The following is a 12,862-nucleotide window of genomic DNA, read 5'->3' as shown; positions in this document are numbered from 1 at the left end:
CCGCAGCGACCTCATAGACGGCTGCCTCGCCGAGACCGGCCTGACCATCAAACCCACCTGAGCAACCCAGCGACATCACGAGTTCAACCTCAGTAGTTTTCCCAGTCCACGGCAAAAGAGCGCGAGTCGAAGAAGTACTCCCGCGACCAGCATATCTTCCCGTATTTCACACGGAACATCGACATCATATCGAGCGCATGTATCAGCTTGCCGTCCTTGTCCATGACATTGTCTGTCCTGTGCAACAGAACAACGTCTCCGCTGTCCTGGATATGATGTATGTCCACACGAAATCGTTCCGCCCCCATGGTTTCACGGGCGCGGTGCAGGTTCTCCAGCATCGCGTCGAGGCTTTCCACGGGGTGGTCGATGGTTGTGATGGACTGCCAGCTGACATTCGAGTGGATCAGTCGCTTGAACATGACGATGGCGTCGTCGTAGGTGGGCCCGAAGTTTGCACAGAAGTCTCGGACTACTTCCGAGGGCGATGCGTGACTCACAAATTCTTCCTTGGCGTAAGAGGGTGTTCGGTACTGGTTTAGGCTGCCGCGGGGGGGTTTCGGACGGAGGTGTTGCCCTACTTTGTTCGGGTCGACGGTCAGCCGGTGGGTCAGGGAGTTGACCATGGCCCAGTGGATACGGTCTCCTGGCTGGCCGGATGCCGCAGACTGCACCGCCGCTACGAGCGCAACCGAGCACTTCCTCGCCTTCGTCGGCATCGCCGCAGCCCTCATCGGCTACCGCCGACTCACCAACTGAAACGGTGCCTAAGACCGTGTCCTATGTGGTGAGGCGGACGAGTAGCAGCAGAGGGCGGCGGCGAGGCCGAGGAAGGCCAGGTGGTTGCGGGGGTGGCGCTCGTAGCGGTGGTTGAGTCTGCGGTAGCCGGTGAGCCAGGACATGGTGCGTTCGATGACCCATCTGCGGCGGCCGAGCCGTTCGCTGGATTCGATGCCTTTGCGGGCGATCCGGACTGCGATGCGTTTGCCGCGTAACCATTTTCGCAGTTCAGGTATGTCGTAGGCCTTGTCGGCGTGGAGTTTGCGGGGCTTGTAGTGCCAGCCACGATCGGGGTCGTGTCTCGATTGGAGACCGGCCACCATCGGCTTCAGTCCGAGGCTGTCGTGCGTGTTGGCTGCGGAGACGCCGACGACCAGGGGCAGTCCGTGTCCGTCCGACAGGACGTGCATCTTGGAACCCGCCTTGCCCCGGTCCACGGGACTCGGACCTGTGAGTTCGCCCCTTTTTTGGCCCGCACGTGCGCCGAGTCGAGAACCGTTCGCGACAGGTCCAGCAAGCCGCACTCGTCGATCCTGTCGAGGACCGCCTCGTGCAACCGCCCCCAGACGCCAGCCCTGGACCAGATCATGAACCGACGATGGGCGGTGGACTTGGAGATGCCGAAGCACGGCGGCAGTGCCCGCCAGGCGCAGCCGCTGACCAGCACGTAGACGATCGCGGCGAACAGCGTCTCGTCCGGCGTGTCCTGCGTCCCGCCGCCCTGCGACCGCACCTTCGACGGCGGGATCAGCGGCTTCGCGATCTCCCACAACCCGTCCGGAACAATCCAACTCCACGTACCCCGCCCCATGAACCATCCAACGAGCGGGCACCACATAGGACACGGTCTAAATCTCGCCCAGCAGGACCTTCCATTCACGCACCTTGAAGGTGGCGTGGCCGGAGCGGATGACGGGACTGTCTCGGTAGAGCTTTTCCGCCTGCTCAAGAGAGTCGCAGCGCAGGACGGCCATCCCTCCCTCGCCGTCGCCGAACGGACCTGCGAGAACCAGGGCGCCTTTGTTGTACAGCCGGTGCGCGAAAGCTGCCTGGGCCGCACTCACCTCCTGGTCCATGGAGGTTCCGGTGAACTCGAGGGTCACCACAAAATGCTTCACTTCACACTCCGGTGATGTTGTTCAGTGCCATCCGCCGGAGCGATGCCATCCACCGCTCCGGCCAAAAAGGGTTTTCAGTTGCTGGGTGCTGCGGAGAACCGCGGAGTGAGCCACTCGACGATGGGACGCAGGGCTTGCTCGCGCTGCGGGAGGGGCAGACCGAAGTGGTCGGCTTCGACGAAGTGCATGGCCTTGTCCTCGGCCGGGCTGGCGTGGAACTGGGTTTGGTTGTCGTCGGGGAAGGCGAGGCTGTCGGAGGTGAAGTTGACCACGAACAGCGGTACGTGAATCGACTCGACCGACTCGAGCAGCTTGGCCCGTGTCGACAGCCCGGACCAGGTGCTCAGCCACGCTCGTGGTGTGACCACGCGACCGAACCCGCCTGGCGCGTAGTTGGTCTCCTCCGGCCGGGGCCCGAGAATGGATCCGGGCTTCCGGGTGGACTTCCAGGCGTGCAGGCTCAGGTCCAGGAACGCCGGGTCGGCCTCGGTCCGGTGGACGACCATGTAGCTGCCCACCACCGCGCGGCGCGTTATGCGACTGCGCTCCTCCAGGGGCAGGTCCGCGAACCCCGGATCTTGCATCCTTTGCCGGTTACGCTTCTGGTCGGCGATCAGACTGCGGGCCAGGGCATCGAGCCGGGCCACCCGTGCCCGCTGCGCCGCCCGGTAACGCTCCAGGAACCCCTCCGAGTACTTGCTCGGCTCCGGAAGCTCGCGGTATCCGTTGGCTGCGTTGTACATGTCGAGTTCCGGATCCGTTGCCAGCGGATCGTCCTCGTCGACGACGGAGGGGTCAATGCTCGTGAGCATGAACGGCCCCTGACCGGGATGCGCCGCGAGCAGGACGAACCCGTCGGCGCTGGGCATCTCCACCGCGTTGAGGTCCAGCGGTTCCCCGCCCGCGGTGTCCATCAGCCTGTCCGGAGGTGTCCTGGTCGCCTGCTGCTGGTAGAACGCAAGGAGCGATGCGCCGCCGCTGTTTCCGAGGAACACGATGTTCTCGAAGCCCAGCTTGTTCTTCAGATGGCTGAGTCCCGCCGCGAGGTCGAGCAGCAGTCTCTCGTGCTCGCAGTCGATGTCGTTGTGCAAGGACCGGGTCTGGTGGGAGTAGAAGGCATACCCGGCCTCCAGGAGAGCCGGAGCGGCGTAATGCCGGCTATTGTCGCCGCGCGGATGCGACACCACCACGACTGTCCGCTCGCCACCCCGAGTGTAGAGGACGCCCCGGGAGGCGACACCGTCGAAGGCGGCGACCGGGATGACCGTCGTCTCGGTCCTCTCCGGCAGGGCGGAGAAATCGGCGATGCCGACGCCCACGGTACTGATCTTTTTCTGCTGTTCAGCCATGTACTATCACCAGGATCCCGTCGCTTGACGCTCTTACTGACCGGACTACTTCTTGCCTTTGAGGTAGTGCTGCTGACGCTTGCTGGCCAGGGCCTCCTGCGTGGCGAGCAGCGGGCGCGCCGTGTCCACGAAGATGAACTCCATGTCGATGTAGTCGCCCGGCTTCACCGTCTTGCGGATCTGTTCCATGATTTCCTCGGGCAGGCCGTGGTGCAGGCCCCGTGGCAGGAAAGAAAGGCTGGCCGCTGGGGCCTCCAGACCGAGAGCGGTCCCCCCGTGGACGAACACAAACTCGTCCATGTCCACGTTGCGGTGGTACGCCGGTACCGGCTCCACGCCCGGAGCCGCCTCGATGGGACGGGGAAGCAGATTGCCCACGATGTAACTCCGCGTGGCGAAAATGCTGTGTGCGGTCGGCTGGAGATGGATGCGGTCGCTCGTGATCGGCCGGAAGTCCCTGATGTTGATCTTGAAGGGGAACAGGTCGCCCTTCCAGCCCACGGCGTCGATCGGGTCGAAGTCGTAGAACACCGTGGAGTATTGGCCGTCGTACTTGAGCCGAACGGGCCACTCACCGGTCTCGTTGCGGCCGTCACCGAGCTCGTCCAGCTCCGGTGAGGGCACGTACAGCAGGGCCGGGTCGAACGGAGCACGGCGGCCGATCGGACCGATGTCGGCGAAGCCGATCTCCTCGGCCGATTCGACGATCAGGAAGTAGTTGACCGGACCGGCGGGGCGGATCCGGTAGCTCACGCCCTTCGGCAGCAGCACGTAGTCGCCGGGCTCGTAGGGGATCGGGCCGAACTCGGTGTAGAAGACGCCGGTGCCCTCGTGCACGAAGTAGAGCTCATCCCCGTCGGCGTTGCGCGCCGTGTAGGTCATGTTCTCGCTGCGCCGGCTCACCCAGATGGACACGTCCGGGTTGTAGAACAGCTTCAGCTGGCCGCCATCGGCGAACGCAAGGTCGGTGGGCTCGAGCAGCTTCCCGTCGAGGTCGAGGTACGCCGCGGAACCCTCGATGCGCTTGAACTTGACCGGCTCGTTGCGCCGGTACAGGTACGCGTCGCGGCCCTCGAACCCCTGCCTGGTGATCATGTCCTCGTAGATGCCGACCAGATCCTGTCGTCCCACGCCCGCCTGCCGAAGGACTTCGCCCCGGCTGTGGTGAATCCACGAGCGCATTGGCCTGATTTCCACTGGAATACCTCCTGGGCTGTGTCCAGCTGTTGAGCACGATGCTGCACGCCACGTGCCGGCTGTGGAACGCCCGATGTATACGGGTACTCGCAGGGAGAGGCCGCCGCACGATCGAGCCGTTCGTATCTCCAAGTAGCCGCGTACGGTCGCTCTTCGTGCGTGAGTGTCGGCGGTTTGGGGCGGTTGCTACCGCATCTGGCTGCAGTGATGGTGGAGTCGGCCGAGCCGGCGGAGCGCCGGTTCACATCCTTGGACTGCCGGACGAGACCCTCAGTTCGGTTCGGTCAGGTCTCCGTGCCGCCGACGGCCGCCCGACCGGAGTGGCACGGACTCTGGTGCCTTACGGACAACGCGTCCGTACCAACGGACTTGGCCTGCTGCTCCTGCCCGGTCCGGGCGGCATGACGGAGGACGCGCAGCGGCCCGTCGAACAGCTCGCCCGCGTCGTGGGCCGGAAACTCACGTCGTCAGGATCGTCACCGAGGCCGGTCGTCCACGCGTGGATCCGCTCGATCGCGTCACGACGTGAGTTTCCGGTCAGGACGGCCGGTACATCTTCAAGGCCACCGTCAAGGACGACACGATCGCCGGCGTCACCTTCACCAAGAACCCCCTCTACCCGGGGCAGTTTGAAGATGAACAACGACAAGGTCGTGGTACGCGCCTTCGAGGGCCCCGAAGCCATGGGCGCCGCGATCGACAAGGGTGACATCGCTATCATGGCCCGCGCCATGTCCCCGGAGCAGATCAACAGGCTCGACGCGGGACGACGACGCTCCTCGGGCTGATCCACCCGTGCACGCCGCCGAAAGCGGCCGCCGTGGGGCGGTACGCCTCCGCCCGGTCGTCGCCCTCCGGATCATCGCTGCATCACCAGGCGCACCAGCGCCCTGCGGAAGGCGCCGGTTCTCAGGCGACGGGCGGCACACGGCAGGGAACAGGCGGCCGGAGTTTCCGGTACCTGCCGGCCGACGCTCCGCTGCGGGGGGTGGAGCCGCCCGGCGGCTGCGGCGCCCGGAGCGTCGGCCGAAGCTCACCGCATCACCGAGTGGCCCGATCGACCGCTCGCACCGACAGCGCGGTCGGTGCGAGCGGTCGACCTGGCGATGACAGCGCAGCGGCTCTCCCTCACTCAGGGCACCGTCATTCATTCTCCTGATCGCGATCACCCTCGTGATCCCGGTCGTCCTCGCCGTCGTCTCCCTGACGAGACGGCTCCGAAGGCGCTGAACGGCCCGGTGCGTGTCCGGGCGAGCTCGCAACACTCGCCCTGCGCCCTGTGCACGACGGTGCGGGTTCCGCGCCGGGGACGTCTGACGACGTCGTGTTCGCGAGCCGCGACCCGTGGGCTTCAGGTGCCGGATCGAGCCATGAACCGGTGCTCCCACACCGACTTCATCGCCGGCTCAGGCGTCACGAACCGGTCGAACTCGCCGACCGTGACACCGCTCGTCCCGCACCAGCGACTGATCACCCGACCCGCGGTCACGGGACTGCCCATCGCACTGCGGGTCAGGGGCGGGTGAGGAAGGCCCGCGGATGACGATCGGTTCCTCCGCCTCGGCGCGGGCGCGGGCCATGCCTGTCTCGACCTGGTCGCGGCTGAACTCCCTGTAGAAGCGTTCCCCGTGTGCGTCCGTGATCTCGATGATGATGCCGGTCCACTCCTCGGCGGGCTCCTCGGGCACATGCCCGAGCTGGTATTCGGCCCTCTGGAGCAGTTCCTCTGTCGCTCTCACCCCGGTCAGCCGCTCGGCGAGGCCGAAGACCGCCGCCTTGGTGTCGACGCGCTCGCTCGTCTCGTACTCGTCGTCCGACGCCGCGAGACCAACGTCGCGCATCACCGGGTTGGGGGCATCGGGGGTGCTCCCTCCCTGGCCGCGGGCCACTCGGACGTGGTCCGGAGTTCCCGTCCTCGTACCAGTGGAAGAAGTGCATGGGTTTGCCCCCATTGCTGGTGTGCACCGCGGCGCGCCCGCCCACCGGTGGGGCCGCCCTTGGGGCCGGTGGCGGGAAGGAGGCGCGTCCGCGGTGTGCGGTTCCGACGCCATCGCCCGCGGCACCACCACGATGCTCAGCATCCTGTACGGGCTGCTCGCCATGGCGGTGATCGTGGCGGCTCTCGGCGTGATCAACACCGTGGCCATTGCCGTGACCGAACGGGCGCCGGAGATCGGCGTGCTACGCGCCGTCGGGCTGGACCAGCACGGCGTGAAGCGCCTGGTGCGCCTGGAGTCCTTGGCCATCTCGCTCTTCGGTGGTGTCCTGGGCATCGTCCTGGGAGTCTTCTTCGGGTGGGCTGCGAGCCGACTCCTCGCCGCCCAGACGCCCGGCTTCGAGCTCGTCCCTCCCTGGAGAGCCTGGCCTTCTTCCTGGCACTCGCGGGCCTGGTGACATGCTCGCCGCCGTGTGGCCCGCTCGGCGCGCCTCGACCCGCTCAGCGCCATCACCGCGCAGTAGGGCCGGTGGCCGCGACGTACCGAAGCACGTCGCGGCCTGCCGCCGGCGGGGTCGAGTCGCCGGCCGACACCCCGGGCGTCGGCCGGTGTCCGCCGGGTGGGTCAGCTGGGCAGGGCCGACTTCTGGTTGGCGCTGCCCGCGGAGTCCCAGATCTGCAGTCGGGTTGCGTCGGCCGAGCTCGGCCCCGTCGCGTCGAGGCCCGCCCGGACTGCGGGTTGACCAGAGCGCCGGACGCGCCCGTGGGTCCAGCTGTCGATGGCGTACCTGGCCCACGTCTCCGCTGTGGCGGGGCTGAGGCCAAGCAAGTCGGCGACGACGATGGGCGTGCTGTCGTTGAGGCAGCGGTACGGCTGCTGGTCGTACTCGTCGGCCGTTTGGAAGTTGACGGCGAACGAGCGTCCTCGCCTGGGCAGGTCGAGTGGGCCGGTCAGGCCCCGGGCTGTGACCCAGCGGATAGCTTGCCGTTCACGACGTGCAGGGTGGTGTGGCTGGCGAGCGAGAGGTCGAAGTCCGTTTGGTCCAGAGTGCCCAGTTGCCGCTGAAGGCGGCACGGATGGCCGGCATGCGTTTCACGCCCTCATGCTGCTGATCCGCACAGGGAGGCGTGGTGGGCCGTCAAGGTGAGGCCGCGCCGTTCGGTGTTCATGGGGTTCTCGGTGGCCTCGGGTCGGTCCTTGCGTACCGATACGTCACTGTTTAGAATGGTGACATGCACGCATTTCCTGGAGGTGCCCTGGCCCTCGACTTCGCAGGAACGCTGCGCTACCGGCACCGCTCCCAACCGCGTGAAGACATGCCCACACCCGAGAGCCTCGGCGCGTGGTTTCGTGAAAGCGGAATCACGGAGCGCGAGATCACCGTCAAGGCCGCGGACCTTCGAGAGGCCCTGACACTCAGGGAAGCCGTCTATCGGCTCATCCTGGCGACGATGTCCGGCCAGGACTACGACCGGGACGCCTTGACACTCGTCAACAACTACGCGCGCAAGCCCACCCCAGTTCTGCAGCTCACCTCGAGAGGGCGGCACGTCGAAGCGTCTGTCGAGCAGGCGTTCGCCGCTGTTGCCCAGGACGCAGTCTCGGTCCTCGGAGGGCCGGACGTGCGGCTGCTGAAGGAGTGCAGCGATCCCGAGTGCTCGCAGGTCTACATCGACCGATCCCGGGGTGCGCGTCGGGAGTGGTGTGCCATGGACCCGTGCGGCAACAAGTTCAAGGCCGCGGCGTACCGCGCCCGCAAGCGGTTGGGTGGAAAAAGCAGGGCATCCACGGTCTCGCTGTAGCCCTGGAAGGCTCGCGACAGGTTCGGCCCCGTCGCGCCATGACGCCCCTTGCCGTGGTGCCGCCGTCGGGCCTGGCCCCGTCCGTTCCCGCCCGGCGCGGGTTGCACCCCGTGCGGCCGACGGGCCCCGGTGGCTGTCGTGGATGTTGCGCCACTGCCGCTCGGCGGGCGTCGAGATGCGAGGCGCGCTGAGCGACCGTCATTCGTCACTAGCTTGACTGGTGACCTTTTTGATGCCATCATGCCGTCACCTGATGAACAGGTGATGAAAGAATCGCGTGAGGACGCTCGTGGGCTGCGGATGATTTGCAGCTCACGCCATGAAGGAGATGACATGGCGCGGGGGCCACATCCCGTCGTCATCGACGCCGCCGCCGTCTGGTGCCGAGAAGTCCGGTGACGGTTCGGGGGGCGGAACTTCTCGCCGTCGTCCTTCGTTCAGCGGATCACTACGGTATGTGCCCCTCTTTCGCCGGGGCGCGGCATGTCGGGCCGAGCACGTCGGTCCGTGCCGCTCCTGGATCCGCAGGACCGTCCGGCGTATCCACCTCAAGGATCCACGTCGCCCTCTGTCACCGACAGGGGACGGACCGCAGTCGAGCACCCCGCGAGGGGTCTGCCAGGAGGCGTTGAAATGGAACAGGAAAGCAAGTCGGTGGACGCGGCGCAGTTGCAGCGCAGCCTGAGGTTCTCCAAGCTTCCGGACCGCATCCGGCTGGAGGACACCGTGGAAGAGCGGCCGGCCGTCCCGCACGACGCGGACGGCGGCGCCTACAACGCGGACTGGTGGCTCATACGCATGGGCGGTCTGTGACCCGACGCCTTCCGGCCGGGCAGGTCGCATTGACGCACCGGAGTCCTGACGGCGTACCGCGTCGACACGACGGCGGGCCCGGACTCCCGGCGGTCGCCTTCACCGTTGGCCGGAGTGCCCCTGGCGGAAATCGAGACATGAGCCGTCCGGCACGTGACACGGAGACGTGACGCTCCGCGAAAGGAACCCTTTGAAGCCCCGGAGAATCCTCCTCAAACTGACGTCGATCGCGGCCGCGGGCGCGGTCACGATCGGATGTTTCCTGCAGGTCTTCTAGCAGTACTCGTTAGGTTGATCTGGGTGGGGGGTGTTGTCTCCTGGTCGGTTTTGGTAACTGGCGGTGGCAGGTGGGGCAGGCGCCGGTCCAGCACAGCAGCAGCTGGAACGCGCGATCCTGCGTCGGGCAGCCGCCCATTTCGCTCGGGAGGTGAAGTCAGCCCCCCCCCTGCCGCCGGGACTTCATCTCCGCCAACCGCGCCCACTTCGGCGTGCAGCGGATCTGCCGGGTGCTTGGGGCGTCCCGCGCCGCCGGCTACTACCGGCACCTGGCCACCGAGCAGGCCCGCGCTGAGCGCCAGGCTGAGGAGAAGCGGACCGTGAGCGAGATCCGCGACATCCACGCCGAGCACCATGGTGCCTACGGCGCCCCGCGCGTCCATGCCGAACTCCGTGCCCGCGGGCGCAGGATCAACCGCAAGCGCGTCACTCGGCTGATGCGGATCAACCACATCGTCGGGCGGCACCTGGAAGAAGAAGCGGACGACGATCGCGGACCGGACCGCGCCGCCTGCGCCGGACCTGGTGATGCGCAACTTCACCGCGGACACACTCAACACCAGGTGGTGCGGCGACATCACCTACATAGCCGTCGGATCGACGTGGCTCTACCTCGCCACGGTGATCGACATCCGCTCAAGGAAGGTGGTGGGCTGGTCGATCGCCGACCACATGCGTACCTCGCTGGTCACCGACGCGATCGAGATGGCCGTTGCCGCCCGCCGAGGGCAGGTCCACGGCGTCGTTTTCCACACGGACAGGGTGCCCAGTACAGCGCGGCCGCCTTCGCTGAGGTGTGCCGCCGGCACGGCATCCGCGCAGCATGGGCCGGGTCGGCTCGATCTACGACAACGCCCTCGCCGAGTCGTTCTTCCAGGGCCTCAAGCGCGAGTTGCTCCACGAGAGGCGCTGGGTCTCCAAGGCACAGACCCGGCTCGAGCTGTTCCGCTGACTGTCGTACTACAGCCGGCGCCGTCGGCATTCCGCGCTCAGCTACCTCACACCAGCCGAGTTCGAACAGCAACTGATCACGTCACGTACGCTGACACTCGTCGCGTGAAACCCGGTGTCCACTCCCGGGAATCAACCTCACCCGAGCGAACCGGCCCGCCACCCGGGCGAACACCGACTCCAACTCGTCAGCCCAGCAACCGACTTCAGTCATGCCCTCCATGGCAGGACAACGACAATCGCCAGCTCAGGACACGATCCGCTGCTGGAGTATTAGTACTGCAACGGTCTTTTGTGTGACGGTGGGGCAGTTTCCGGTGGTCTGTGGCCGCGTTGTTTGTAGTGGCTGATGCGGGCTTGGTGTTGTCGTCTGCGGCGCCAATGTGACCAGTGCAGGACGTGGTCGATGCTCGGTCGGGGGCGGGTGAGCCGGCCGATCAGACGCCTGAGTTCGGGAAGGCTGAGGGGTATGAGCTGGGAGGATCCGTTTCTGCTTTCCCGGCGTCGAGTTCGCGGGCTCGCAGTGCGGTGAGGCAGGCGTGGGCTGCGATGGCCAGGGTGATGTGGCGGTGCCAGCCTTCGTAGCGCCGGACCTGGTAGTCGTCCAGGCCGCACTCCTGTTTCGCGGTCTGGAAGCATTCCTCGATCGCCCACCGGCTGCCGGCGATGCGGATCAGCTCGTCGAGGGTGGTGCCGGCCGGGCAGTAGGCGATGTAGTAGGAGATCTCCTCGGGCCGGCGGACGCTGCGGCGGGCGATGACCCAGTGCTGCCGGTCGGGCCGGTGCCAGGGACGCACCTCGACACGAGCCCAGTCGTAGACCCGTGGGCCGTGGGCGCCATCGCCGCAGGAACGGCGTTTCCACTTTTGTCGGGCCAGGCCGGGGAAGAGATCGTGGACGGGGTGGTCGATGGCCCAGCGGGTGACGACGGTGTCGTGGCGGGTGGTGGCCATGACGTGGAAGACGTCGGCCTGCTCGAGCTCGTGGCGCCAGCCCTTGGAGAATCCGTAGGCGGCGTCTGCGGTGACCCACCGGAACGGGATCCCGTCGGCGATCGCCTGGCGGACCATGGCCTTGCCCATTTCCACCTTGGTGGCGAAGCCGGTGCCGTCGGCGATGCCGGCCCGGCGGCACCGGTCGCGGTCGTCCGTCCATGAGGTGGGCAGATACAAACGGCGGTCGATCAGCGTCCGCCCGCGGGCGGACGCATAGGCGAGGAAGACGCCGATCTGACAGTTCTCCGTCCGGCCCGCGGTCCCGGAGTACTGCCGCTGGACCCCGGCTGACCGGGTGCCCTTCTTCAGGAAGCCGGTGTCGTCAACGATCAGGACCGCCTCTCGGTCGCCGAGGTGCTCGACCACGTAGTCCCGCACATCGTCCAGGACCTCGTCGGCATCCCAGTCGATCCGGTTCAGCAGCCGGTGGATCCGGTCCGGACCGGCATGTCCGGCCTCCTCCGCCAAGGTCCAGCCGTTCTTCCGCTCCAGCGGAGCAACCAGCCCACGCATATACGCCAGCGACGATTCACGCGGTTCCACCCTTGAAAACCGGTGCACGAACCGCTCGTGCAGCTCGGCCAGCCCCGCCGACCACTCCCGGGCATCCGCCCGCACCATCTCCCACCCCATGACCGGCACAACGCGCCAGCCGTCAAACCGTCACGCAAAACACCGTTGCAGTATTAGACCGTGTCCTATGTGGCTGTTGCTCGTTGGATGGTTCATGGGGCGGGGTACGTGGAGTTGGATTGTTCCGGACGGGTTGTGGGAGATCGCGAAGCCGCTGATCCCGCCGTCGAAGGTGCGGTCGCAGGGCGGCGGGACGCAGGACACGCCGGACGAGACGCTGTTCGCCGCGATCGTCTACGTGCTGGTCAGCGGCTGCGCCTGGCGGGCACTGCCGCCGTGCTTCGGCATCTCCAAGTCCACCGCCCATCGCCGGTTCATGATCTGGTCCAGGGCCGGCGTCTGGGGACGGTTGCACGAGGCGGTCCTCGACAGGATCGACGAGTGCGGCCTGCTGGACCTGACCCGCACGGTCCTCGACTCGGCGCACGTGCGGGCCAAAAAAGGGGCGAACTCACAGGCCCGAGCCCCGTGGACCGGGGCAAAGCGGGTTCCAAGATGCACGTCCTGTCGGACGGACACGGACTGCCCCTGGTCGTCGGCATCTCCGCAGCCAACACGCACGACAGCCTCGGACTGAAGCCCATGGTGGCCGGTCTCCAAACGAGACACGACCCCGACCGCGGCTGGCACTACAAGCCCCGCAAACTCCACGCCGACAAGGCCTACGACATACCTGAACTGCGAAAATGGTTACGCGGCAAACGCATCGCAGTCCGGATCGCCCGCAAAGGCATCGAATCCAGCGAACGGCTCGGCCGCCGCAGATGGGTCATCGAACGCACCATGTCCTGGCTCACCGGCTACCGCAGACTCAACCACCGCTACGAGCGCCACCCCCGCAACCACCTGGCCTTCCTCGGCCTCGCCGCCGCCCTCTGCTGCTACTCGTCCGCCTCACCACATAGGACACGGTCTTAACGCAGAGCGCGGTCCCCTTGTCGACTGGGCGGCAGACATGTTCCGGAAGGCACATAGAAGTGGAGAAGCGTCAGAAGAGTACTGGGCTGTCGA

The 12,862-nt window shown here is 66.6% G+C and carries 11 protein-coding genes and 3 pseudogenes; 7 read left to right on the top strand and 7 right to left on the bottom strand.

Features of this window, described 5'->3' with window-relative positions:
* Positions 1 to 89 precede the first annotated feature (89 nt).
* Positions 90 to 626 (bottom strand): nuclear transport factor 2 family protein, encoded by a 537-nt coding sequence (locus tag BLT82_RS34920; RefSeq protein ID WP_107490294.1) that lies wholly within the window; start codon positions 624 to 626, stop codon positions 90 to 92.
* Positions 627 to 638: 12 nt separating this feature from the next.
* Here BLT82_RS34920 and BLT82_RS36690 point away from each other — a divergent pair.
* Positions 639 to 759, top strand: a pseudogene (locus BLT82_RS36690) (IS5/IS1182 family transposase); the annotation flags it as partial.
* 8 nt (positions 760 to 767) lie between these two features.
* Here the strand turns inward: BLT82_RS36690 and BLT82_RS34915 are convergent.
* The 4 genes from BLT82_RS34915 to BLT82_RS34900 all read right to left on the bottom strand — a co-directional run bounded on the left by BLT82_RS34915 (position 768) and on the right by BLT82_RS34900 (position 4,378).
* Positions 768 to 1,591 (bottom strand): IS5 family transposase gene (locus BLT82_RS34915; protein WP_093662240.1). Its coding sequence is split into 2 segments (ribosomal slippage): positions 768 to 1,243 and positions 1,243 to 1,591, totalling 825 coding nucleotides; the frame shifts between segments, so codons are not numbered across the junction.
* A gap of 37 nt (positions 1,592 to 1,628) precedes the next feature.
* Positions 1,629 to 1,883: a YciI family protein gene (locus BLT82_RS34910; RefSeq protein WP_143041591.1), complete on the bottom strand. Its 255-nt coding sequence runs from the start codon at positions 1,881 to 1,883 to the stop codon at positions 1,629 to 1,631.
* 89 nt (positions 1,884 to 1,972) lie between these two features.
* The gene (locus tag BLT82_RS34905; RefSeq protein WP_143041590.1) at positions 1,973 to 3,247 is read right to left on the bottom strand and encodes an alpha/beta fold hydrolase; all 1,275 of its coding nucleotides are present in this window, start codon (positions 3,245 to 3,247) and stop codon (positions 1,973 to 1,975) included.
* Positions 3,248 to 3,292: 45 nt separating this feature from the next.
* Positions 3,293 to 4,378: a homogentisate 1,2-dioxygenase gene (locus BLT82_RS34900; protein ID WP_244529905.1), complete on the bottom strand. Its 1,086-nt coding sequence runs from the start codon at positions 4,376 to 4,378 to the stop codon at positions 3,293 to 3,295.
* A 701-nt stretch (positions 4,379 to 5,079) separates the two neighbouring features.
* On the opposite strand from BLT82_RS34900, the gene BLT82_RS37495 reads away from it, so the two are divergent.
* Positions 5,080 to 5,232, top strand: a complete 153-nt coding sequence (locus BLT82_RS37495; RefSeq protein WP_167746176.1) for a hypothetical protein — start codon at positions 5,080 to 5,082, stop codon at positions 5,230 to 5,232.
* A gap of 618 nt (positions 5,233 to 5,850) precedes the next feature.
* Here BLT82_RS37495 and BLT82_RS38450 read toward each other — a convergent pair.
* A complete protein-coding gene (locus tag BLT82_RS38450) occupies positions 5,851 to 6,285 on the bottom strand; it encodes a DUF6461 domain-containing protein (protein ID WP_244529904.1) in 435 nt (144 codons plus the stop codon).
* Positions 6,286 to 6,484: 199 nt separating this feature from the next.
* Here BLT82_RS38450 and BLT82_RS34890 point away from each other — a divergent pair.
* From BLT82_RS34890 to BLT82_RS34875, 4 genes and pseudogenes are all read left to right on the top strand, one after another.
* Positions 6,485 to 6,875, top strand: a pseudogene (locus BLT82_RS34890) (ABC transporter permease); the annotation flags it as partial.
* A 738-nt stretch (positions 6,876 to 7,613) separates the two neighbouring features.
* Complete coding sequence (locus BLT82_RS34885) at positions 7,614 to 8,183, top strand: CGNR zinc finger domain-containing protein (protein WP_093662232.1); 570 nt, start codon at positions 7,614 to 7,616, stop codon at positions 8,181 to 8,183.
* A gap of 633 nt (positions 8,184 to 8,816) precedes the next feature.
* On the top strand, positions 8,817 to 8,996 hold the full coding sequence (locus tag BLT82_RS34880) for a hypothetical protein (protein ID WP_093662230.1): 180 nt from the start codon (positions 8,817 to 8,819) through the stop codon (positions 8,994 to 8,996).
* Positions 8,997 to 9,371: 375 nt separating this feature from the next.
* Positions 9,372 to 10,332 (top strand): annotated as a pseudogene (locus BLT82_RS34875) (IS3 family transposase); the annotation flags it as partial.
* A 328-nt stretch (positions 10,333 to 10,660) separates the two neighbouring features.
* On the opposite strand, the gene BLT82_RS34865 reads toward BLT82_RS34875, so the two are convergent.
* Positions 10,661 to 11,839, bottom strand: coding sequence for an IS701 family transposase (locus tag BLT82_RS34865; RefSeq protein ID WP_093662252.1), 1,179 nt, complete (start codon positions 11,837 to 11,839; stop codon positions 10,661 to 10,663).
* Between the two features lie 106 nt (positions 11,840 to 11,945).
* On the opposite strand from BLT82_RS34865, the gene BLT82_RS34860 reads away from it, so the two are divergent.
* Positions 11,946 to 12,769 (top strand): IS5 family transposase gene (locus BLT82_RS34860; protein WP_093662228.1). Its coding sequence is split into 2 segments (ribosomal slippage): positions 11,946 to 12,294 and positions 12,294 to 12,769, totalling 825 coding nucleotides; the frame shifts between segments, so codons are not numbered across the junction.
* The last annotated feature ends 93 nt before the right edge of the window (positions 12,770 to 12,862 follow it).

It is taken from the genome of Streptomyces wuyuanensis, assembly GCF_900103455.1.
In the GTDB taxonomy this organism is placed as follows: Bacteria; Actinomycetota; Actinomycetes; order Streptomycetales; family Streptomycetaceae; genus Streptomyces; species Streptomyces wuyuanensis.
This window is presented reverse-complemented; position numbering and strand designations above follow the sequence as displayed.

What these genes read in the sequence shown, in the direction of transcription:
- BLT82_RS34920 (WP_107490294.1), bottom strand. Translation starts at nt 626, where the DNA reads ATGGTCAACTCCCTGACCCACCGGCTGACCGTCGACCCGAACAAAGTA.
- BLT82_RS34905 (WP_143041590.1), bottom strand. Translation starts at nt 3,247, where the DNA reads ATGGCTGAACAGCAGAAAAAGATCAGTACCGTGGGCGTCGGCATCGCC.
- BLT82_RS37495 (WP_167746176.1), top strand. Translation starts at nt 5,080, where the DNA reads ATGAACAACGACAAGGTCGTGGTACGCGCCTTCGAGGGCCCCGAAGCC.
- BLT82_RS38450 (WP_244529904.1), bottom strand. Translation starts at nt 6,285, where the DNA reads ATGCGCGACGTTGGTCTCGCGGCGTCGGACGACGAGTACGAGACGAGC.
- BLT82_RS34885 (WP_093662232.1), top strand. Translation starts at nt 7,614, where the DNA reads ATGCACGCATTTCCTGGAGGTGCCCTGGCCCTCGACTTCGCAGGAACG.
- BLT82_RS34880 (WP_093662230.1), top strand. Translation starts at nt 8,817, where the DNA reads ATGGAACAGGAAAGCAAGTCGGTGGACGCGGCGCAGTTGCAGCGCAGC.
- BLT82_RS34865 (WP_093662252.1), bottom strand. Translation starts at nt 11,839, where the DNA reads ATGGTGCGGGCGGATGCCCGGGAGTGGTCGGCGGGGCTGGCCGAGCTG.